The 21,656-nt window shown below is 67.6% G+C and carries 18 protein-coding genes and 3 pseudogenes; 12 read left to right on the forward strand and 9 right to left on the reverse strand.

Annotation, left to right across the window (positions count from 1 at the left end):
- The 4 genes from AB0B25_RS29400 to AB0B25_RS29415 form a co-directional block, all read left to right on the forward strand.
- Positions 1 to 366, forward strand: a 366-nt coding sequence (locus AB0B25_RS29400) for an ArsI/CadI family heavy metal resistance metalloenzyme (RefSeq protein WP_357186275.1), incomplete at its 5' end; no start/stop codon positions are given.
- A gap of 15 nt (positions 367 to 381) precedes the next feature.
- A complete protein-coding gene (locus AB0B25_RS29405) occupies positions 382 to 1,602 on the forward strand; it encodes an MFS transporter (protein ID WP_357186278.1) in 1,221 nt (406 codons plus the stop codon).
- A complete protein-coding gene (locus AB0B25_RS29410; RefSeq protein ID WP_357186281.1) occupies positions 1,599 to 2,675 on the forward strand; it encodes an NAD(P)/FAD-dependent oxidoreductase in 1,077 nt (358 codons plus the stop codon). The genes AB0B25_RS29405 and AB0B25_RS29410 overlap by 4 nt, the downstream gene beginning before the upstream one ends.
- On the forward strand, positions 2,672 to 3,499 hold the full coding sequence (locus AB0B25_RS29415; protein ID WP_357186284.1) for an alpha/beta hydrolase: 828 nt from the start codon (positions 2,672 to 2,674) through the stop codon (positions 3,497 to 3,499). The genes AB0B25_RS29410 and AB0B25_RS29415 overlap by 4 nt, the downstream gene beginning before the upstream one ends.
- A gap of 254 nt (positions 3,500 to 3,753) precedes the next feature.
- Here the strand turns inward: AB0B25_RS29415 and AB0B25_RS29420 are convergent, their stop codons facing one another.
- Entirely contained in the window at positions 3,754 to 4,209 is a 456-nt protein-coding gene (locus AB0B25_RS29420) for a MarR family transcriptional regulator (protein ID WP_357186337.1), read from the reverse strand.
- Positions 4,210 to 4,299: 90 nt separating this feature from the next.
- Between AB0B25_RS29420 and AB0B25_RS29425 the strand changes: the two genes are divergently transcribed.
- The 8 genes from AB0B25_RS29425 (at position 4,300) to AB0B25_RS29460 (ending at position 12,487) form a co-directional block, all read left to right on the forward strand.
- Positions 4,300 to 5,199, forward strand: a complete 900-nt coding sequence (locus AB0B25_RS29425; RefSeq protein WP_357186287.1) for an ABC transporter ATP-binding protein — start codon at positions 4,300 to 4,302, stop codon at positions 5,197 to 5,199.
- Positions 5,189 to 5,980, forward strand: a complete 792-nt coding sequence (locus tag AB0B25_RS29430; RefSeq protein WP_357186290.1) for an ABC transporter permease subunit — start codon at positions 5,189 to 5,191, stop codon at positions 5,978 to 5,980. Before AB0B25_RS29425 ends, AB0B25_RS29430 begins: the two co-directional genes overlap by 11 nt.
- 586 nt (positions 5,981 to 6,566) lie before the next feature.
- Positions 6,567 to 7,016, forward strand: coding sequence for a CBS domain-containing protein (locus AB0B25_RS29435; RefSeq protein WP_357186293.1), 450 nt, complete (start codon positions 6,567 to 6,569; stop codon positions 7,014 to 7,016).
- Positions 7,017 to 7,044: 28 nt separating this feature from the next.
- Positions 7,045 to 8,334, forward strand: coding sequence for an ArsB/NhaD family transporter (locus AB0B25_RS29440; protein WP_357186295.1), 1,290 nt, complete (start codon positions 7,045 to 7,047; stop codon positions 8,332 to 8,334).
- 164 nt (positions 8,335 to 8,498) lie between these two features.
- On the forward strand, positions 8,499 to 9,050 hold the full coding sequence (locus tag AB0B25_RS29445; protein ID WP_357186297.1) for a TerD family protein: 552 nt from the start codon (positions 8,499 to 8,501) through the stop codon (positions 9,048 to 9,050).
- A gap of 473 nt (positions 9,051 to 9,523) precedes the next feature.
- Positions 9,524 to 10,099 carry a TetR family transcriptional regulator gene (locus tag AB0B25_RS29450; protein ID WP_357186299.1) on the forward strand — a complete coding sequence of 192 codons (576 nt, stop codon included), beginning with the start codon at positions 9,524 to 9,526 and terminating at the stop codon, positions 10,097 to 10,099.
- Positions 10,059 to 10,964, forward strand: a complete 906-nt coding sequence (locus AB0B25_RS29455; protein ID WP_357186340.1) for an ABC transporter ATP-binding protein — start codon at positions 10,059 to 10,061, stop codon at positions 10,962 to 10,964. Before AB0B25_RS29450 ends, AB0B25_RS29455 begins: the two co-directional genes overlap by 41 nt.
- Positions 10,961 to 12,487: a hypothetical protein gene (locus AB0B25_RS29460; protein ID WP_357186302.1), complete on the forward strand. Its 1,527-nt coding sequence runs from the start codon at positions 10,961 to 10,963 to the stop codon at positions 12,485 to 12,487. The genes AB0B25_RS29455 and AB0B25_RS29460 overlap by 4 nt, the downstream gene beginning before the upstream one ends.
- Positions 12,488 to 12,725: 238 nt before the next feature.
- Here AB0B25_RS29460 and AB0B25_RS29465 read toward each other — a convergent pair whose 3' ends face one another.
- The 8 genes and pseudogenes from AB0B25_RS29465 to AB0B25_RS29500 all read right to left on the reverse strand — a co-directional run bounded on the left by AB0B25_RS29465 (position 12,726) and on the right by AB0B25_RS29500 (position 21,565).
- Positions 12,726 to 13,163, reverse strand: coding sequence for a hypothetical protein (locus AB0B25_RS29465; protein WP_357186305.1), 438 nt, complete (start codon positions 13,161 to 13,163; stop codon positions 12,726 to 12,728).
- Positions 13,160 to 13,327, reverse strand: a pseudogene (locus AB0B25_RS29470) (molybdopterin-dependent oxidoreductase); the annotation flags it as partial. The gene AB0B25_RS29465 and the pseudogene AB0B25_RS29470, both read right to left, overlap by 4 nt.
- Before the next feature lie 169 nt (positions 13,328 to 13,496).
- Positions 13,497 to 14,193 (reverse strand): annotated as a pseudogene (locus AB0B25_RS29475) (NAD-dependent epimerase/dehydratase family protein); the annotation flags it as partial.
- 75 nt (positions 14,194 to 14,268) lie between these two features.
- Positions 14,269 to 15,084, reverse strand: coding sequence for a sigma 54 modulation/S30EA ribosomal C-terminal domain-containing protein (locus AB0B25_RS29480; protein WP_357186307.1), 816 nt, complete (start codon positions 15,082 to 15,084; stop codon positions 14,269 to 14,271).
- A gap of 53 nt (positions 15,085 to 15,137) precedes the next feature.
- Positions 15,138 to 15,319 (reverse strand): annotated as a pseudogene (locus AB0B25_RS29485) (hypothetical protein); the annotation flags it as partial.
- 365 nt (positions 15,320 to 15,684) lie between these two features.
- The gene (locus AB0B25_RS29490) at positions 15,685 to 19,767 is read right to left on the reverse strand and encodes a cation-translocating P-type ATPase (protein WP_357186309.1); all 4,083 of its coding nucleotides are present in this window, start codon (positions 19,765 to 19,767) and stop codon (positions 15,685 to 15,687) included.
- 27 nt (positions 19,768 to 19,794) lie between these two features.
- Positions 19,795 to 20,226, reverse strand: a complete 432-nt coding sequence (locus AB0B25_RS29495) for a hypothetical protein (protein ID WP_357186312.1) — start codon at positions 20,224 to 20,226, stop codon at positions 19,795 to 19,797.
- Between the two features lie 796 nt (positions 20,227 to 21,022).
- On the reverse strand, positions 21,023 to 21,565 hold the full coding sequence (locus AB0B25_RS29500) for a cation transporting ATPase C-terminal domain-containing protein (RefSeq protein ID WP_357186315.1): 543 nt from the start codon (positions 21,563 to 21,565) through the stop codon (positions 21,023 to 21,025).
- Between the last annotated feature and the right edge of the window lie 91 nt (positions 21,566 to 21,656).

Below are 21,656 nucleotides of genomic sequence, written 5' to 3' on the forward strand. Positions count from 1 at the left end.
CTGGTGCTCATCGAGAATCCCGGCCACGGCGGTAGCGTGAATCACCTCGGGGTGGAGGTGGATTCGTCGGAGAAGGTGCATGCCGAGATCGCGCGACTGTCACAAGCCGGTTTGTTCACCGAGGAGCAGATCGCGACGACGTGTTGCTTCGCGACCCAGGACAAAGTGTGGGTCACCGGCCCGAACGCGGAGCGGTGGGAGGTCTACACGGTGCTGGCCGATACCGAGCACTTCGGCACCGCCCCGGAACCGACCGGGGTGAGTGACAGGGAGGCGGTGCAGGCCTGCTGCGGCACCGACGGTCGCGGCGAAATTGAGCCCGAGTCGGGGACCGGGGTCGCGTGCTGCGCACCGGCCGCCCGGTAGCGCTCGGGCCCTGGAGTGAGTGATGTCGATACCGCGCCCGCGGCAATCGGATTGCCGCGGGCGGGGCGCCGCCGGGTGCTGGCGGTGCTGTGCCTGACCCAGATCTCTAGTTGGGGGATCTTGTATTACGCGTTTCCGGTGTTGTCGGTGTCAATCACCCGCGATACCGGCTGGTCGGCGCCGGTGATCACCGCGGCGTTCTCGTTCGGCCAACTCGCGACCGCGCTCACCGGTATCCCGGTCGGGCGGGTACTGGACCGGATCGGGCCGCGGCTGGTGATGACCGTCGGTTCGGTCGTCGCCGTTGTTGCGCTATTGGTGGTCGCGGTCGCACCGAATCTGTGGGTGTTCTACGGCGGCTGGGTGGCGGCCGGCGCCGGGATGGGGGCGGTGTTGTATCCGTCGGCGTTCGCGGCGTTGACCCGATGGTGGGGTGCCGACCGGGTAACCGCACTGATGATCCTCACCCTTGCCGGTGGGCTGGCCAGTACCGTGTTCGCCCCGGTCACTGCTGCGCTCGATGAGCACACCGGCTGGCGCGCAACGTATCTGGTGCTTGCGGTGGCGCTGGCTGTACTGACCGTCCCTACGCATTGGGCCGGGTTGCGTGGGCCGTGGCCGCCTGCTCCTGCTCCGGCCGAGCCGGCGCATGCCGATCACATCGGCATCGCGCGCAGCCCCGGGTTCGCCGCGTTGGTGGTGACGCTGTGTCTGGCCGCGTTCGTCAGTTTCGCAGGAGTGTTCAACCTGGTGGCGCTGATGCAGGAACGCGGCTTTTCCCCGAGTCTGGCCGCGCTCGCGTTGGGGTTGGGCGGGGCGGGTCAGGCGCTGGGCCGCATCGGATATCTGCCGCTGGCGCGGTACACCCGCCTCACCGTCCGCACGATCGTGGTTCTGGTCGCGCTCGCGGCCACCACCGCGTTACTGGGCGTCGTCACTGGAGTCGTGGTGCTGATCGCGGTGTCGATCGGTGCCGGGCTGGTGCGGGGCATCTTCACGTTGATCCAGGCCACCGCGATCACCGACCGGTGGGGTGCGACCCATTACGGACGCCTCAACGGGCTGCTGTCCGCGCCGGTGGTCATTGTCTCTGCTCTCGCTCCGTGGGCGGGCACCGTGTTGTCGGCGTGGGCCGGCAGCTACGCCCACGCCTATCTCGTCCTGGCCGTCCTCAGCACTGTGGCGGCGGTATTCGCCACGCAAACCGTCATTTCATCGAAGAAAGACCCACTGTGACATCTGAATACGAATACGACGCCCTGGTCATCGGCGGGGGGCAGTCCGGCCTCGCAGCCGCCCACCACCTGGCCCGCGGCGGGCATCGGACCGCGATCCTGGAAGCCGCAGGTGAGGCGGCCGGGTCGTGGCCGCGCTACTACGACAGCCTCACCCTGTTCTCCCCCGCCCGATACAGCGCTCTACCCGGGCGGCGGTTCCCTGGTGATCCGGACCGGTATCCGCACCGCGACGAGGTCGTCGACTACCTACGCTCCTACGCCGCCGGCCTGGACACCGATATCCACACCCACACCCCCGTCGAGACCGTCACCCACAACGGTAGATTCGCGGTCACCGCCGCGACCGGTGCGGTATTCACCGCTGCGCGGGTGATCGCCGCGACCGGGTCGTTCGGATCCCCGTATCTACCGATCCTGCCGGGCCAGAACGAATTCGGTGGGCAGATCCTGCACGCCAGCGACTACAGCACCCCGGGCGAGTTCGCCGGGCGGCGGGTGATCGTGGTCGGCGCGGGCAACTCCGCGGTGCAGATCGCCGCCGAGCTGGCAGCCCACGCCGAGGTGATCCTGGCCAGCCGGGAGCCGGTGAAGTTCGTGCCGCAGCGCCCACTAGGGCGGGACGTGCATTTCTGGTTCACGATCACGGGGTTCGATGCCGCCCCGCTCGGCCGGCTGGTGAAGCAGGCGCCGACCCAGCCGGTGCTCGACGGCGGGCGCTACCGCACCGCCCTGGCCACCGGGAAACCCCCGCGTAAACCGATGTTCACCCTTTTCGAGCACGACAGTGTGGTGTGGCCGGACGGCACCCGCACCCAGGCGGATGCGATCATCCTCGCGACAGGCTATAAGCCACACCTGCCGTATCTGGCCGGGATCGGCGCGCTCACCGATGCCGGTGCGCCTCGCCACCGCCACGGGGTGTCCACCACCCACCCGGGTCTGGGATACCTGGGTCTGGAGTGGCAGCGCACTCCGTCGTCGAACTCGCTGCGGGGCGTCGGCCGCGACGCGGCCTACGTAGTCCGCCATCTCGAGCCCGCTGCGACTCGCCTCCCGGAACAAGCACGATGACGGCATCCCTGGGCGCGAGCGCGGATACGTTTGTGCGTGGTGGGCGGGTGGTCTCCGATGACGGCACCCAGATCACCTACCTGAGCCGGGGCACTGGACCGGTAATCCTCACTGTGCACGGTGGCTTGGGCAGCGCGGTGAGCATGCTGCCGCTGGCCGGGCAGCTCGCCGAGAGCTACACGGTCGTGGCCATGAACTGCCGCGGACACGGCACCTCCGGGCCCCCACGATCGGCACCCGGCATCACACACGAGATCGCCGATATCCTCGCCGTCATCGACGCGGTCGGTCCGATCGAGGTGTTGTTCGGCTACTCCTACGGCGCAGTCCTGGCCTTGGAAACCGCGCTCACCGCCCCTGAGCGCATCCCAGCACTCGCCGTCTACGAACCACCCCTGCCCATCACCTACCCGGTACCCGACATCGCCGCGGTCGACGCGGCGTTGGCGGCAGGCGAGTACGAGCACCTGATCCTGCGGGCGTCGGTCACCGCTGGAGGGTTCTCATCGGCAGAGCTCGCCGCACTACGCGGGGATCCGTTGTGGTGGTTCAAAGTAGCTCAGGCCCCGACCCTCGCTGCGACGCTGCGGGTGCTCGCCGATATGGACCCGACGGTGGACCGCTACTCCGCGATCACCGCGCCGACCACGGTAATCACCGGCACCACCAGCGCCGATTACATCCTGCAAGCTGCGGACCTGCTCGCCGCCGTGATACCAGAACTGACGCGTAAAACGTTGCCGGGGCAAGGCCATCACGTCGACCCCGCCGTGCTGGCCGAGGCGCTGACGTCCTCACCACCGTCCTCACCACCTCTCGGCTGAGAGGTTGGCCGTTAGGGTTGGCGGATGCCTCGGCCACAGCGCCGAGGCATCCGGTTCAGGCGTGGGCGGGCAGCAGCTCGGCGATGAGTGTTATCCAGCCCGCGTCCGCCTGCTGCGGAATGGTGCAGCCGAGCTACTGAAGGCGGTAGAGGTTCATCGCGCGGTGTTCTACACCGTCTCGTTGCGCGTGATCAGGCCGCCGCCGACGTGCGTGCAGTACGGCGTACTGGCTGTTGCGAGTCAACAATGGCCTGTCAGTCGTGTTCGACGGCGTACTGCTCGCGCCAGCGATCGATGAGAGGGACCAACTCGTTGGTCATGTAGGTGTAGAAGTCCTGCATCTCGTGCATACGGCGCGCGGTGACCGTGTCCTCGCCGGTCGCATCGATACCTTCCTGGGCGGCGTCGCGCATGGTGGCCAGCATCGTGTTCTGCTGCGACATCAATGCCGCCCAAGCGCCTCCGCGAAATCTGTAATGGTCGCGCCGACTGCCCGGTGCGGGGACTCGTTCGATCAGGCCGACCGGGATGAGCTGTTTGATGGCGGTGGAGACCGCACCGGAACTGATCGACAATTCCTCGCACAAATCCGCGGCGGTCATCGTGTCCTGCTCGGTGTAGAGCAACGCCGTCATCACCCGAGCCGTGGACCGCTGCATCCCTCCCCCGTCGGACAAGGTCAAGGCCAGCTTCTCCGCGGCGGCCCGCAATCGCTCATTGGTACCCACACCCAAAACCGTAGCAAACCTCCATCAGTTCAGAGTATTTACAGATATCTGAAAGTTCAGTACATTCGACTCATGGTGAACGTGATTGAGCTTCAAGGGCTCAGCAAGACCTACGGCTCCGCCCGCGGTCTGGTCGAGCTGTCTCTGGAGGTCCGCCGAGGTGAAGTGTTCGGCTACCTGGGCCCGAACGGGGCAGGCAAGTCGACAACCATCCGGTTGCTGCTGGACCTGATTCGACCGACCAGTGGCAGTGCTCGCGTACTGGGCCTCGACCCTCGAGAAGACGCGGTGCAGTTGCACACGCGGATCGGTTATCTCGCCGGGGATTTCGTCGTACCAGGCCGGCGGAGCGTCGGCGCCACGCTGCGATTCCTGGACGCTCTACGCGGCGGAGTCGCCGCCGACCGGATCGATGCACTCTGCGAGCGACTCGAATTGGATCAGAACGCTCAGGTCGAGAGCCTGTCCAAGGGCAACCGCCAGAAGCTCGGCCTGGTCCAGGCGTTCATGCATTCCCCCGAACTGCTCATCCTGGACGAGCCGACCTCGGGCCTGGACCCGCTCGGTCAGCAGACCTTCCTCGAGCTGACCGCTGAGGCGGCCGCGCACGGGCAGACGGTGTTCATGTCCAGCCACATCATGAGCGAGGTCGAGGCAGTCGCCGACCGGGTCGCGATCATCCGGGACGGCAGATTGGTCGCCTTGAACACGGTGTCAGGGCTGCGCACCAACGCCGTTCGCGATGTGGAGATCACCTTCACCGAGCCGGTCAGCATCGTCGAATTCACCGCGCTGACGAACGTGACCGACGTCCGTATGGATGGCACAACCCTGCGCTGTCAGGTCGCCGGGAGCCCGGACGAACTGCTGCGGGCGGTGGTGGCGCACCATGTTGTCGCGCTGTCGGTCACCGAACCCGCGCTCGAAGACCTGTTCCACGGCTACTACACCGGAGAATCCGATGCTGCCTGACATCTACACCCAGACCATCTCCGACAACCGCCGACCCCTGATCGCCTGGTCGGCCGGGATCACCGCAGTCGGGCTGATGTATGCCGGGTTCTATCCCCAGGTATCGAGCGGCGGCATGGCCGATACCGTGCAGAACTATCCGGAAGCGATGCGGGAGGCGCTGCGTCTCGACGATATGTCCTCAGCCGCAGGGTATCTCGGCTCCAGTGTCTTCGGGCTGCTGCTACCGCTGCTGGCGATGATTTTCGGCGTCACCTTCGGCGCACGCGCTATCGCCGGCGACGAGGAATCCGGATACCTCGACCTTCTGCTGGCGTATCCGATCAGCCGAACCCGGCTCGCACTGCAACGCTTCGCCGCCCTGGTGACCGGCGCCACCGCGATCGGGTTGCTGGTCTTGCTCGGCATGCTGGCGATCCGCTCCTCCGCTGACCTCGACTCGATCAGCGTCGGCGAGTTCGCGGCGCAATGCCTCAACCTGACACTGCTGGCGATCACCTTCGGTGCGCTGGCGATCGGCCTCGGTGCGGCAACCGGTCGGCGCGGACTGGTCCTCGCCAGCGCCGCAGCGATCGGTGTGCTCACCTACGCCGCCCACAGCCTCGGCGGCGTCATCGGCGCCGAGTGGCTCGAGTATTTGTCGCCGTTCCACTACTACATCGGCGGGGAACCGTTGCGGAACGGAATCCAATGGGTCGACGCCGCCATCCTGTTCGCCATCTCGGCGATCTTGGTGATCGCGGGCCTGACTCGGTTCAACCGCCGCGACCTCACCTCCTGAGCAGTCGAGGTGCCGCATGGCAGCGGCACCCTCGATCTGTCAGCCCTCAATCCCTCATCTCTCGAGACTCGGCGCTCGCCTCGGGGTCCGTCGATCGTCGTCTCGAGCAATGGTCCCGCTGCTGGGATTCCACCGCGCCGATCTGCGCCGCGCACTGACTCGAGCCCGTCCCCGACGAGTGCGTACGCACGAGTTGCGAAGTGACCGGCATCGGTGTATTCGGCGCTGGCGGCCCATGCAAGGCCCCGATATCCGCTTTCGACGACGAGTTCAACCAGGCACGCGATCACACTGCTGTTGGTCGATCGTCCGCGCTCGGAGTCGCGGTGAGGCCGACGCGGTGGATGCTCGTGCCGTCGCGGGGTGGCGCGGTTTGCCTCCCGTTGGCATTTACGGCATCTTTACGGGTGGTGCGCCGGGAAGTCTGGTCGGCATACCCGGCTCGGTCGCGGGTCGGGCGGTCTGGCGATGGGAAGCTGCATGGCGCGCATACGAGTGTCGTCTTTGACGATGTCTATACACACAATTCCGGTCAACGCGGGCAGATACATGGCAGCGGCGCCCACGCAGGTCGTATCGTGCTGGTGTGCATGCAAGTCAGATCGCCGAGGACTATCCGTCGGTGACGGTAAATTCCGATGCCTTGGAGGCGGCGAAGCTTCTGGCCGAGCATCGGCTGCCGGGCATTGTGGTGACCGATGGCGACTCGGCACCCCGTGCCGTATTGCCCGCCTCCCAGGTAGTGCGGTTCCTCGTGCCACGGTATGTGCAGGACGACCCGTCGCTGGCCGGGGTGCTCTCGGAGCCGGTAGCCGATCGAATCGCGGATACCTTGCGCGGAAAGACCGTCGGCGAACTGCTGCCGGAGCCGAAAACGAAGTCGGTACTGCCGGTCGCCCGAGCCGACGACACCGTGGTGGAGGTTGCCGCGTTGATGGCCCGTTGCCGGTGTCCGCTCGTCGCGGTGGTCGAGGGGACTCGGATGATCGGAGTGATCACCGCGTCCCGCCTGCTGCAGGTCACACTCGCCACCTGACCGTCGGCGGCAACTCGGGTGATCCGCGATGACCGGGGTTGCCGTCGTCACGTTCGTGGTGGCGTATCTGCTGATCGCGACCGAACGGATCCACAAGACCAAGGCCGCGCTGGGCGGCGCCGCAGTGGTCCTCGTGCTGGGTGTGCTCGACTCGGGACAGGCGTTCTTCTCCCACGACACCGGTGTCGACTGGGATGTCATCCTGCTGCTGTTCGGGATGATGGTCATCGTCGGGATCCTGCGCCAGACCGGCGTATTCGAATACACCGCGATCTGGGCAGCCAAGCGCGCCAAAGGATCTCCGGTGCGGATCATGATCCTGCTGACGCTGATCACGGCAGTGGCGTCGGCCTTCCTGGACAACGTCACCACCGTCCTACTCATCGCCCCAGTCACCCTGCTGGTGTGCGACCGACTCGGGATCCGGCCGGTGCCGTTCCTCATCGCGGAAGTGCTGGCATCCAACATCGGCGGTGCCGCGACACTGATCGGTGACCCGCCGAATATCATCGTTGCCAGCCGAAGCGGCTTGACGTTCAACGATTTCCTTGTGCACATGGCCCCGATCGTGGTGCTCGAGCTGGCGGTGTTCACCCTGATCCTGCCGCTGCTGTTCCGTGGCTCGTTCGACGCCGACCCCAGCCGGATCGCCGATGTGATGGCCCTCGACGAGCGCGAAACGATCCAGGATCGGGGTCTGCTGATCAAATGCGGTGTCGTGTTGTTCGCCGTGTTCACCGCATTCATCGCCCACTCCGTGGTGCATATCGATCCGTCGGTGGTGGCGCTGCTCGGCGCCGGTGTGCTGGTGCTCATCTCCGGGGTCGAGTCCGAGCAGTACCTCTCCGGGGTCGAGTGGGAGACGTTGCTGTTCTTCGCCGGGCTGTTCGTCATGGTCGGCGCTCTCGTCGAGACCGGCGTGGTGGAAACGATGGCGCAGTGGGCGACCGACGCCACCGGCGGTAACGCCCTCGTGGCGGTGATGCTGATCCTGCTGGTGTCAGCGCTGCTGTCAGGCATCATCGACAACATCCCGTACGTGGCGACGATGAGCCCGCTGGTCGCCGACCTCACCGGCACCATCGACAACCCCGTCCACGCTGATGCGCTGTGGTGGTCACTGACCCTGGGGGCGGATTTCGGCGGCAACCTGACCGCGGTCGGCGCCAGCGCCAACGTCGTCATGCTCGGCATCGCGGCACGCGCCGAGACACCGGTGTCGTTCTGGGAGTTCACCCGCAAAGGCGCGATAGTCACCGCGATCACGATCGCGGTTGCCGCACCATATCTGTGGTTGCGCTACTTCGTATTCAGCTGACCCCATCGGAACCGGCAGCTTCTTCCGGCTGCTGATCGCATTGCATTGTGGTGGAACGCGTGCGGTTATCGGAAACACGACGTCCCTGAGTGGGACACCGGCCATGATTCGGCGGAACAGCACATCAGTGCCCTCGGTCGACGAAAGAAAGTAGGGGGTAACCCATGTTCGTAACATTGCGCGATGACAGTGGAGCGGGACTCGACTACGTCCGTATGGCTCTCGGATGGGACCCGGTCGAGCAGCGGCGCTGGTTCGGCCGACGAAGCAAGGACATCGACCTCAATGCCTCAGCGCTGTTGTTCGCCGAGGATCGCCTCGTCGATGTCGTCTACCATCAACAGCTCAACTCGACCGACAGCTCGGTACGCCATCTCGGCGACAGCACGACCGGTGAAGGCAAGGGCGACAACGAAATCATCACCGTCGACCTCACCCGATTAGCACCCCAGATCACCACCGTGGTCTTCATCGTCACGTGCTACTCGGGCCAAACCTTCCAGCAGATCGAAAACGCCTTCTGCCGCGTAATCGACGGCATGTCCGGCACCGAGATCACCCGCTACGACCTCGGCGGCGGCGGTTCACACACCGGCCTGGTCATGGGCAAACTCGTCCGCTCCAGCAACGGCTGGCAATTCGACGAGATCGGCGCAGCGATACACGCACAACATCCGGTCGAGGCGGTCTCACAGGTGACAGCTTTCTTGACCTAGTTGCAGGCGCGGTTCCCGGCCTCTGCGCGCGATCTGAGCTCAGAACGTGTCTGAGAACTGAGTCAGGTGCGGGCGAGGCGGCGTGACATGACGGCGATGTGGCGTTCGCGGCCGGTGGTCTTCATCGTGGACGCGTCGTAGCCGCGGGGCCGCGGCGCACGCCGTCTGAACCTTGAATTGACGGGGAGTCGATGATCGAGGCCTTCGGGGCCGGGTTGCCTCCGTGCCGCACGCACAATCGATCACGCAGCGCGTCGTGGATGCGCATGTCCAGCTCGTGGATGACGTGATCGCCGAGCGGCAACCGGGGCGGAAAGATCCGTCCCAGACCGGAGCAGCCGCCCGGGTCCTCGTCGAACGGGCGCAGCAGCTACCCAGGCGGGTGCGGTGCGGCGAGTGTGCGCGCCATTGTTGCCTTGTCCCGTCATGACGTTAGTTACTAATATGTTAGTCAATAACATGTTGGAGGTTGGATGGGAACCGACTGGCGGGCCGCCAAGCGCGCCCGCACCCGCGAGGCAATTCAACAGGCTGCTCTGCGTCTATTCGCTGAGCATGGCTACGACGGCGTCACTGTGGAGCGCATCGCTGCCGAGGCGGGGGTTTCGCACACCACTTTCTTCCGGTATTTCCCCACCAAGGAGGACGTGGTCATCAGCGACAACTACGATCCCCTGATTGTCCGATTCGTCGCCGCTCGTGGCGAGGCCGACCCGGTCGAGCGGGTCCGCCGTGGTATCGCCGAAGCTCTGACGCTCTTGGATGAGCATGAGATGGTCGTCGTTCGCGAGCGCACCCGGCTGATGCTTTCCGCAGCGGCTTTGCGTGCTCGCCAGTGGGAGAGCCAGGCGTCCACCCAGCGCCTGCTCGAAGAAGTTCTGCGCGGCGACGGGTCCGGCCCGGTTCCCTTGGCCTTGCAAGTGACTGCCGCTGCCTGCGCGGCCGCTCTGGCCACGGCGGTCACCGCTTGGGCCGAGGATGACGGCGCCGATCTCGCCGCCACCGTTGATGCTGCCTTCGCCGTCCTCGAGCGGAACTGCCGTGCCTGAGCCGGCGATCGAGGTCAGCCACCTCACCGTCACCTATCCAGGTGCCGAGGCCCCGGCCGTGCGCGATATGAGTTTCACCGTCGACCGTGGCGAAGTTTTCGGCTTCCTCGGTCCGTCCGGGGCAGGCAAAACCACCGTGCATAGGGTTCTGACCCGCCAGTTGCGTCGCTTCTCCGGCACGGTTCACATCCTCGGTCGGCCGGTGGGGCAGGGGCGGGACCGCGATTTCTTCGAGCGGATCGGTGTGGGTTTCGAACTGCCCGCCAGGCTGCCCGGGCTCACCGCCCGCGAGGACCTCAGTGCCTTCGCCGCGTTCTACCGCGGCCCTACCGAGGACCCGGACGCGATACTGAATTCGGTGGATCTGGCCGCAGCCGCGGACCGGCCGACCGCCGAGTTCTCCAAGGGCATGCTGATCCGGCTCAACCTCGCACGCGCCCTGATCAACCGCCCTGAACTGCTGCTGGTGGACGAACCCACCTCGGGGCTGGACCCGGTCCGCGCCGAACGCATCCGCGCCGTCCTGCGTCACCGTGCCCAGGCCGGCGCGACCGTGCTTGTCACGACACACGACATGGCTACCGCCGACCGGGTGTGCGACCGGGTGGCCTTCGTGGTCGACGGTCGCATAGCCGCCGTGGACACTCCGCGCAGCCTCAAAATCGCCCACGGCCACCCCGACATGCTCGTCGAGTATCGCCGCAACGGCCACCTCGAGCAGCGCCAGCTGCCCTTGGAAGCCTTGGCCGCGCTCGTGCCGGGAGCGATAGAGACCGTCCACAGCCGCGAGGCCGCCCTGGACGATGTCTTCGCCGCTGTCACCGGACACCGATCCGGACTCGCTGAACCCGAGGCGCAGCGGTGACCACCACAACGATGCTGCACCGCCCGCGCGCGGCTCTTGCCCTGGAGTGGCGCGTCCAGTTGCGCCTGCGTGTGCCGCTGCTCGCCGCAACGCTGGCCGCCTTGTGGGCGGGCGCTGCCGCCTTCCTCCCGGCACATCTGGCACGCCCCTTCGCAAGCCTGATCCTGTTCCTCGACACCGCCGGGTTCGGTGTGCTGTTCGCCGTCTTCCTCCTGCTGGGTGAACGCACCAGTGGGGCGTGGGCCGCGCTGCGGGTCAGCCCCCTCGGCGCAGGCGAGTACGTGGCCGCACGGCTGTCCGTCCTCACCCTGTTGTCTACAGCGTCGACGGTTCCCATCACGCTGGCTGCACGCCCGGCCGGGCCGGTCGCCGGGGTAGCTACTGCCGCCGCGGGAACCGCCCTGCTCACCGTCCTGTTGTGCGCGCTGTCTCTGGCCGCATGTGCCCGTGCCCACAGCCTGTCCGACGTCGTGGCCGCCGTCCCGGTGGCGCTCGGGCCAATGCTGGTTCCGGCGCTGGTAGTCGCCACCGGCCTGACCGAGAACCCGCTGCTGTACGCCGCACCGACTTCGGCTGCACACGCACTCGTCCTCTGGGGACTGAACCCCGCCGCAGCGCCGCTATCCGGGGCGACGGTCGCGGCCCTAGCCGGGTACGCCGCCGTATCCGCTGCGGGGGCGTGCGCGCTGGCACGGTGGGCACTGGCCCGCGCCAGCACGCTGGAAACGCCCGACCGCCGCACTCGGCGCCGACCGCACCCTACGAGGACAAAGCTGTGGCCCTCAGGGTCGCCGCTGCGCACCCTCGCCCGCATCGATCTCATCGGCGCCGCGGGCGACCCGATCACCTGGGCCGTGCTCGCCGGGCCGGCCCTCACCGCCCTCGGCCTGCGGTACGGCCTGCCGCTGTTGGATGACGCGCCTGTCGTCATACACACCGGCTTGGACCTCGACCGGCTACACCCGGTGCTACTCGCGGCATTGGTCCTACTCCACGTGCCGCTGATGGTGGGTGGGATGGTGGCACTACGCACCGCCGAGGACCGCGAACAAGGCGCGGTTACGCTGCTCAGCACTTCCCCGCTGGGCATCGGCCGTTACCTCGCCTACCGCGCCGCGACCGCCGCCGCTCTCACCGCGATCGGCCTGGTAGCAGCCCTACCGCTCAGCGGGCTCGCCGACGGCCCGGCCTGGCGGCTGACGGGCGCCGCACTTCTCGCCACCACACTGGCCCCCGCATTCGTACTGATCGTCACCGCAGCGGTCGCCAACCGCGTCCGCGCGCTCGCCCTCGCCAAAGTGGCAGGGGCACTGTTCACCCTGGTACCAGTGGCCGCCTGGACGCTCGGCCCTGCATGGGCCTGGATACTGGCGCCACTCCCGCCGCTATGGCCGGTCGCTGCCCTGCCCGGATACGCCATGGCCCCCGCCACGATCATCCTCCCAGCAGGCGCTCTGGCCGCGCTCGCACTCACCGCCGCGCTGTGGCGATGGGCCCGCAACGCGGTCGATCAATCCAGGTGAAATGAGCCGTGATCTCGGTGACCCGACGCGGAGCCGAGTGGCTGGGACCGATAGGTGCGGGAGTGAAACTCCCAGCTCATTGCTCGGCTGCGACGGACACTTGTGGGTCGTGTTCGACGACCGCGATCGCACCCGCATGGCGAACCATCTTTCGCGGCTTTGCCGACGAAGCGGCTTCTGGTCGTCGGCCATGGGGAGTTTCTCGCAGCTGATCTCGGCGGTTCGGTTGCGCCGAAGGTCATCGTGGATTGGGGTGGGTTCGGCGGCGGTGTATTCGTGACAGACCGCTGCGTTGTATGAGGATCAGGCCGACGACTCCCCAGACGACGGCGAGCGCCGCGACCAGTCCGCATGCGTAGGGACGGTTCAGGATGCTGGGATTACCGGTGACGGCGTGTTCACGTCCGATCACGGGGACAGCGATCAGTGATAGGGAAACGGTGCAAGCTGCGCCGCAGGCCAGCGGAGCCCATGAGGTGGCCGGCAAGAGCTTGCGTGCGGTGAGCCCTGCTGCTGCGCAAGCCGGTGCGAAGACGACGTCGTGCAGCGCGATTCCGCCGAGGGACCAGAGGGCGACCGACTCCAGATCGGTAGTGCTCATCTTCAGCAGCAAACTGATGCCGTACCAGGCCAGCCACAGGCTGGCTAGCAGAAGCAGTACGCACAGGAACTTCATGCCAGCACCTCGATGCTCGAAAGCCATGTGGTTTGCAGCACGCCGGGGCGACTAGGGGCGATGAGCCGGCAACGGTAGCCGTGGTCGATGTCGAGTTCGTCGCCGTTGAGCCGCAGCGCGATCAGGCTGTCGGAGTCGACGACATGCGAGGGTGGTAGCACCGATACCTGGGACAATCCGCTCTGCTCGAGTGAGGTGAATCGGACGCTGCCGCCGGGGTAGCCGTCGATTACGGATCGGTGCCGGTCATGATGCTGGGCGCGCTGGCGATGCGTCTGACCCACAATCGCAGCCTCACCACGAGCATGGTTGTGCTTGTCCTGATTCCGACGCTGGCTCACCCACCGCCAGCCCCGATCGGAAGATCGCAGCCACCCCAGAATATGGTGTGTCCCTGGGCATGTGTTCGCCATAGACGTTGTGATAACGCAGCGCGGCCAACGACCCGCCGGTCACGGTGGCCCAGGCCGAAGCGTAGTGCTCCTGCGCCACCTTGCCGGCCGCGTACAGACTGCGCGGCAGCAGCGGGCTGTCCTCACCGACCGGAACCCAGTCCAACAGCGCGCCAGTCGCCGCATCGCGATAATCGAACACACCCGCCTCGAGATTTTCGCGCCGACGCGGTAGCGGAACGATCGGGCCGGAATCAGCTCTATGATAACGACCTTCGCCGTATACCACCATCGACGGCGCCAACACCAACCGCCGCACCCCCACCTCGGCCATCACCGCCAGCAGTACCGCGGTACCGAGGTCGTTATGGCTGGCATACGCGGGAGCATCGGCGGCACTGACCCCTGCCCCCACCACCGCAGCCTGATGACAAACCACGTCAACCCCGCGCACCAATCCGGCCAGCGCATCAGGATCGCGCACGTCGACCTGGTGCACGCCGTCGGGAACCGTGGCCCGCGCCGTGCGCGGCGGCCAGCATCGCATCGATAGCCACCACCTCATCGCCCGCCTCGACCAATGCCTGCCGCACATGAGAACCGATGAAGGCTCGCTGCACGACGATTGTGTTGATCACCCGTACGTCGTCCTCACCGATCGCGCCGATCGTCGCCGAGACACGTGCCGTTGGTCCCCCGCCTCGTACCGTCTGCTATGCAGTAGACGGTGTGATCAAGCCGTAGTGCCCGTCGTAACGGTGGTAGAGCACGCTGCCGCGGTCCAAGCTGCGGTCGCGGAAGAACACGAACGGCCAACCGGTCAACTCCAGCCGCTCGATGGCTTCGTCCACGCTGAGCACCGGACTCGAAGCCGGGCTCACGGTGACCGGCACCGTGCCCCGGCCGACGGCGTCCGGTTGCGGATCCACCTGGGCCAAGCGGTAGCCGCCGTCCTCCGTGCGGTACAGCACACTGTCGCTGCCGCTGCCCAATTCGGTGAACAGGTGGAAGTCGTAGTCCATGGATTCCATGTCGACAGCGGCCTCGTCGCAGGTCTCCTCGGCCAGTGCGTAGGACTTGCGCCGGACGATCCCCCGCCCCTCGGCCGGTCTCGGGAAGTATGGCGACGGCTGTCGCGGCGCATCCCCGTGCCGCCATTCGTGCGGACCCAACCCCGGCCGTCCACCGCGCACCGCCTCCCAATGCCGCGCCATCCGCTCCAGCCGCGCCTTCAACCGCGCCTCCAGCAGGTCAACCGACTCCCGGGTCGTCTCTGCCGTTACTTGCACGCGCACCCCGCGGCCCGCCATGTTCACGTTCGCCTGGGCCACGATCGGTTCAGCGGCCGCCGGGTCGCGGTGGCCGGTGAGCCGGACCCGTGCCGACAGCACACGCTCCGGTGCGTAATCCAACGCGTGCTCGATCTTCTCGCGCGCATAGTCAGCCCCACCCGCGGACACGTGATGACCGACCGAAATTTGCAGCACCGCCTCCGGTGCCCGCGCAGCCGCTCCTCTGGTTCGCTTCATTCATCGAACTCTGCCAGCACCACAACCGCATCGAGAGAGCCCAAAGTCCCACACACCACACCCCTTCTGCCATACCTGCCGTCCAGCCATCGGAGCAGCGTCACGAATGCGGCTGCGACGGCGGCTCGAGCACCTCGGGCCTATTGGTGGCCGCCAACACGACGATGCCCACGGCCGGGTCGAACCGGTCCATCTCCGACAGCGGTTGGTTGAGGGTTTGCTCGCGTTCGTCGTTGGGCCAACGATCAGCCACCAGCATGTCGGCACGGTCCGAGCACACGGCAGCGGCGACTACAGAATGGGCGAATCATAATCGCCCGGTCTCGAACACCTCCGGTAGTACCGGCGACCCCAAAGGCGTGAGTCTGAACCACGCGAACCTGCTGTCCGATACCCGGCAATGGGCAATGCAGCAAGGTTTTCCGGCTCGGAGTGGTGCTCGCCGAGACGCGCCAGACCGCGACTGCCGCGCTCGCGCGACTGCGAGAACGGATCGTCGGGGTCAGGTCGACCTGCTCGGACCACCCTTGAACGACATCGGGCTCGCGCCACCGGGACGGTGCCGAGAACCTCCAGTGGCAAGTTCCGGCGCTCGGCCAGTCATCGCGGGGTGCGGGCGGCAATGGGCGCGGCGGCACTTGCGGCGAGCGCGATCGTCCAGTCGAGCGGCCATAGCGGTCGGCAACCGAAGAAGTAGCTGGTCGGCGGGAACTGCACGAGTGCGAACAGCAGTACCGCTGAACCTATCCCGGCCGCGAGCACCAGCGGATCACCGTGTGCGGTGGCGATGGTCTGCGCGAGCTGACCACCGACCAGCGCGGCGAATCCGACGGTCGCGGCCCGCTTGGGCGGGGCCACGAATCGCGCGGCGAGCCATCCGGCCGATGCGGACAAGGCGGTGGCGAGGGCGCGAGCGGTTACATCGCGGTTCAACGCCGCGCCGACCGCCGTATCGAGGCCGCCCTCCGTCAGCAGTTCCTGTGGGGTGACATCGCGGGGTGGGCGGGCGGCGACGACGATGGCCGGCAGCAGATCGGTGAGCAGGTTGACCGCCAGCAGCTGCCGTGCGTTGAGCGCCGGGCGCGCCGACAGCAGTGCCGAGAAGAGGGTGAACGCGATCTCGCCGAAATTCCCGCCCACCAGCAGAGACACACTGTCGCGGACCGATCGCCACAGGGCGCGGCTTTCGATCACAGCGTCGACAATGGTCTCGATGCTCTCATCGGTGAGAACGATGTCGGCGGCCTGTTTCGCGGCGGGTGTGCTCCTGGTGCCCAACGCGATCCCGACATCGGCCAGCCGGATCGCGGGAGCGTCGTTGGCGCCGTCACCGGTGACCGCGATCGTGTGTCCCGCATGCCGCAACGCCCGCACGATCGTCGCCTTGTGCGCCGGGCTGACCCGTGCGAAGACCGCCGTCTCCGCGATCAGCGCCGCCAGTTCCGCCTCGCTGCAGGCATCGACCTCGGCACCGGTGATCACCCGACCGGAGGTGCGCAAGCCCAGCTCGTCGGCAATCGCGGCGGCGGTCTGCGGGTGGTCGCCGGTGAGCATGACCGCGTCGACCCCCGCCGCGCGCAGGTCGCGCACCGCCCTCGCGGCAGTCGGGCGCAGGGGATCGGCCAGGCAGAGCAAGCCGACGAAGTCGAGCCGATCGACGCGTTCGGTGTCGAGTTCGCTGCGATGGGAGGCGGCGCGTTCGGCGACGGCGAGAACTCGGAAGCCTTGTTCGGCAAGGGTTTGCACGACTTCGCGCAGTTCGGTGGTGTCGGCCGCGGTGAGCGGACGGGTGTCGCCGCCGCGGCGGCGGTTGTCGCAGCGCGGCAGCACGACCTCGGGGGCGCCCTTCACGCTGATCAGATGACGCCCGTTGGTGCGGCCGAGGACGGCGTGGAACCCGCGACCCGATTCGAACGGCAACTGCTGCAGCATGATCCAGCCGGGCTCGCCCTCGTCGCGGGCGGTCCCGGTAATCTCCGCGCCGGAGGCCACGGCCCGGTCGGTGGGATGTGGGAGCGGCTTGCCCTCGGGATCGGGCGGGGTGGCACGCAGCGCGGCGGCGAGCACCGCCCGGCGGTCGTCGCCGAGCGCGTCGAGCGGTTCGTGACGGGAGCCGTCGCTCACCCGGTGCAGCTGGATTCGGCCCTCGGTGAGGGTGCCGGTCTTGTCGAAACAGATGGTGGTCACCCGGCCCAGCGCCTCGAGCGTCCGCGGTGTGCGCACCAGTACGTTACGCCCTGACAGGCGCCGGGCGGCGGCAAGTTGAGCGACGGTGGCGGCGAACGGCAGCCCTTCCGGCACAGCGGCCACCGCCAGCGCCACGGCGGATCCGATGTTGGCGGCCAGGCGTCCGCGCAGCAGCCCGAGGCCGAGCACAGCCGTCGCGGCGCCGGCCGCGACCCGCATCGACAGCAGTGTCAGCGCACGCAATTGCGCCTCGACCCCACCTGCAGCCTTCCCGCTGTAGGTCAACACACCGCTGCGGCCCGCCTCGGTCGCACGGCCCACGGCAACCACCATGGCCGTGCCGGTTCCGGCGACGACCGTGGTGCCGGCGTAGAGCATGCTCGTCCGTTCGGCCACGACGTCGGCCTCGACCGGTGCCGGGTCTTTCGACACCGGCAGGGATTCACCGGTCAGGCTGGATTCGTCGACCTCCAGGTGATCGCCCTTGACCAGCCGGCAGTCAGCGGGCACGGCGTCACCGGCACGCAGCAGCACGATATCCCCGGGCACCAGGTCGGTGGCGGGTGTCACCGATTCGTGATCGCGGCGCCGCAGCGTGGCGCGCAGCGCGCCGATATCGGCGAGCCGGCGCACCGCCCGGCCGGCCGCGACCCGCTGCACCGCACCCAGTACGGCGTTGCCGACCATCACCAGGGAGACCATGCCCGCGTCCAGGATCGAGCCGCTGGCAGCGGAAACACCCGCGCCCGCCGCAAGGGGTGCTGTCAATGGCGTATCCAATTCGGAAATCGCCGTTCGCCACAGTGTTTCGGGCCGCTGCTCGGTGTCGCTGGTGCGGCGGCCGACGGCCTGTTCGGCCGAGAGCCCAGGTAGGCCGGTGTGCAGGGCCGCCAGCGCCTCCGCAACGGGCATGGCATGCCAGGGTGTGTCGTCGGCGGCCGGTGGTGGTGGCAAGCGCGCCAGACTTCCCGCGAACCAGACACCGGCTCCGACGGCGATCAGCGCGGACAGCCCGACCGGTAGCGCGCCACGCCGAAAAGCGCCACGCTCGGGCCCGAGCAGTCCGAGCAACGCGCCGCACAGAGACCCGAGCAGAGCAAGCCGCACACTGCGTTCACCGCCCAGTCGGGCGGCCACACATGCCCGCAACACCAGCCAGGCATCGGAAAGGCCGGGGCCGCAGAGGATGTCGGCGGCCCACGGTGGAGCGCGGTCGGGCGCGACGATGCCGACGGCACAGTCGGCGGCCGCCAGACCAGGTCCGTTGTGGTCGGCGATCAGCAGCACGACGTGGCCCTGTGCCTGCAACTGGTGCACCGAGGCGGCCAAATGCGAACCACCGCCGATGCTGTCGTCGGCGCCGACCCGCTCGGCCATGGCGGATGCGATCGGCGCCACCACCACTCGGCCCACCGCATGTGCCGCCACGATCACGGCATCGGTGAGTGGATCGAGTTCGCTGGTGCCATGACCGACGAGTACGCCCGCGTCGATGACGACGGTGTCGATGCGGTCCAGGCCGCGCAGTGCCGCCGGATCTCGGATCAACGCCCCGCGTTCGGACAGGATCCGGCCGAGTTCGGCGGCGAACGCCTGCGCACCCATGCGGGCGGCCCGGGGGGCGCCGAGCGTAACAGCCCTGGCTGCCTTGGTGACTCCCGCGGTGGGCAGCAGCATCGTGGCGGTGGCGGCGGTGGCCAGGCTGGCTTGCTTGGCGTATCGGTCGATCGGGCCGGGCGGCAGCGGCACCGGGCGGGCCTGGGACGGCGGCTGCGCGGTAGCGGCCGCAACGCGGGCATTCGCGGTGAGTTCGGGCGCACGCAGTTCCCAGGTGTGCCGGCGGGCCAGGGCCGCCGGCAACTGCACCGCCCGCAGCCCGGCATCGGCCACGGCCAACAGCGGTGTGTGCGCAGCGGCGCCGATCACCGAACTCAGCAGGGAGAGCGCGGTATCCACGCGGATCGCGCCGAATCGCGCGTCGAGCCGGCCGCGCACTCCCGGTATCAGGTCGATGCCGTAGACCGGCGCGATGCTCTCCGGTGGGAGCGCCAGCGGGACCATCCGGCCGGCCAGTCCGGCGGCCGCACCCAGCAGATCACCACAGAGCGCGAGCAATTCATCGAATACCGGCTCGAAACTACCTGGATGCATGGGCCGGTTTCGCGGCAGAGTGGCCGTGCCGTAGTCGCGTTCGACGCTGGCGACGATGTTTCGCAGGGCCGCCACGTCGACGCGCTTCGGGTCGAAATCGACGACGACATCGCCGAGGATGCCGTTGACGGCGACCCAGCGCACACCGTCGGCAGCACCCATCGCGTGCCGCAGGGCGGCGACATAGCCAGGTGAAGCGTCGGTGCTATGCAAGCCCCGGGCCTCGATATGCGCCCGCCCCGATCGCTCCCAGATCTGCCGTCCCGAAATCTCGTTGCGTGCCGCGCGCACCGTATCCACGGTCAGCGCGGACACGATCCGCGCGGCGGCTGCAATCCCGAACACGTCCGGATCCAGAGTCGAATCGCCGCGCTACCGCGCGGGAGCCGATTCGTGGTGGACTCGTTCCGCCACCCAGACACCGGCGCCCACCGCCGCGGCCACCGGCCAGGACAGCAGCCCGGTAGCCGCCGCCGCGCCGAGTCCGCCATAGAACAGCAACGACTCCCGGTCCGGCACCTGATGGCGCACCGCCGTCGTCGCCGACGAGACACCGTGTGCCATTCCGGTGGCCACGGTGCGCGGCCCGGGCGGAAGCGGGACTCGCGTCATCCGGACCCCGACCGTCGGGATCGGGACACGCAGTCCGTGGCCGTCGGCGGTCTGCTTCGGGGGTTGCGGTTCGGTCGTGGACGTCGTCTCGGATTCGGGCGTGGAGGGTGTCTTCGCCGGTGATTTCGTGCCCGATTTTCGGACGTGTTCGGTTGTAGTCTCGTCGGCCATGACCACTGCCCTCTCTTTCATCGTGAATGTCTGCTCTCAGCCAACCCGCGACAGCGCCGAACCGCTATGTCCATTGGCGGTACAGTGGGGCGGACTTTAGTCACCGATAGCGGTCCATGATCGAGGCGTGCACGTCCTGCTGTGCCCAACGCCTCTTCAGGCCAGGGTCGCGGCGAGCAGTAACGCTGGGTTCGTGCACCGCTCAGGGCGGTGAGAACGGCAGGGCGGACCAGCGTGAGCGCCGCGATTCGGTACACCCACCCGCTGGCGTCGGTGTCGCTGCCGACGGCCGTCACCGACACCACTGTGAGGGCGATGCCCCACAGTGCGACACACTTGGCGTGCCATTCTTGAAGCACCACTCGACTTGCCCACCTCGGTCGCGTCGGCGACGATCTGCCGGGTCGGTACTGCGTGAACACCGCCCCACAACCCGGTGACGGTCGCCGCCGCGAACATGCGGACCACGCTCGCTACCGAGACGGCGCGCTGGCGCATCGCGGCCGCGGACCGCGCCGAGTCGATGGACTTCGCCTGCCGCCACACCCAGGGCATCGAAGCCGGTCCGGCCGTCGCCCGGCTGTCGGCCATGGCCGGATTCGCCGCGACCGGCAATGCGGAGGCGGCACTGACCTGGCGACGCACGATTCGGCCAACGGTATTCCGGCCGCGGTTGGGGTCTTCTGGTTGTCCCCGCGGACCTGCAGCCTGTTCTGGGGGCATGGCATGCCTTTTCGACACCCTCCGGGATCCGAGTCGATCGCGGCGCGTGGCCGCGGAGGAAGAGTCTTTGGTTCCCTGTCCGGCCCGCGGAGCGTCACCGCGCCCGTGGCCTGGTGGTGAACCGGGCGGCACGGCGGTGTATCCGGTGACCGGTGGTACGTTCACGCTGTGCGACGACGGTCGGTGGGGTGCGGAAGAACCAGTGCTTGTCGACTTCGGCCAGTGCGAGGTAGACAGCGATCATCATGAGCAGGGCGAGGAAGAAGCCGCCCGGCAGCGGGGTGAAGCCGAGGCTGGGTGCGAGCGGAGTCACCGGTAGTGCGGCGCCGATAGCGACGGCGGCCAAGGCGGCGGTCAGCAGCGGCACGCTGGGATGGCTGTGGAAGAACGGGGTGCGGCGGGTGCGGATCACGAACAGCACGAGGGCCTGGGTGGCCAGCGATTCGACGAACCATCCGGTATGGACCAGCGTGTCACCGGCATGGAAGATCCGCAGCGTGATCGCGAAGGTGGCGAAGTCGAACAGGGCGGCAAACTCGGCCTCCAGCACAGCCCTGGCGGTATCGGGCGCGTCACTGCAGCGCGACAGCACCACCTCAGGCGCTCCCTTGGTGATGATGCTCTGATCGGTGATCATCGCCGCTGGTGAGATGACCGGGGAACTGCGTCAATGTGCGCATGGATTTCGGTTCGTCCAGGTGCCGCACACCGCTGGCGCGTTCATTGGT

The sequence above is a fragment of the Nocardia sp. NPDC049190 genome (genome assembly GCF_040648115.1).
Lineage (GTDB): Bacteria > Actinomycetota > Actinomycetes > Mycobacteriales > Mycobacteriaceae > Nocardia.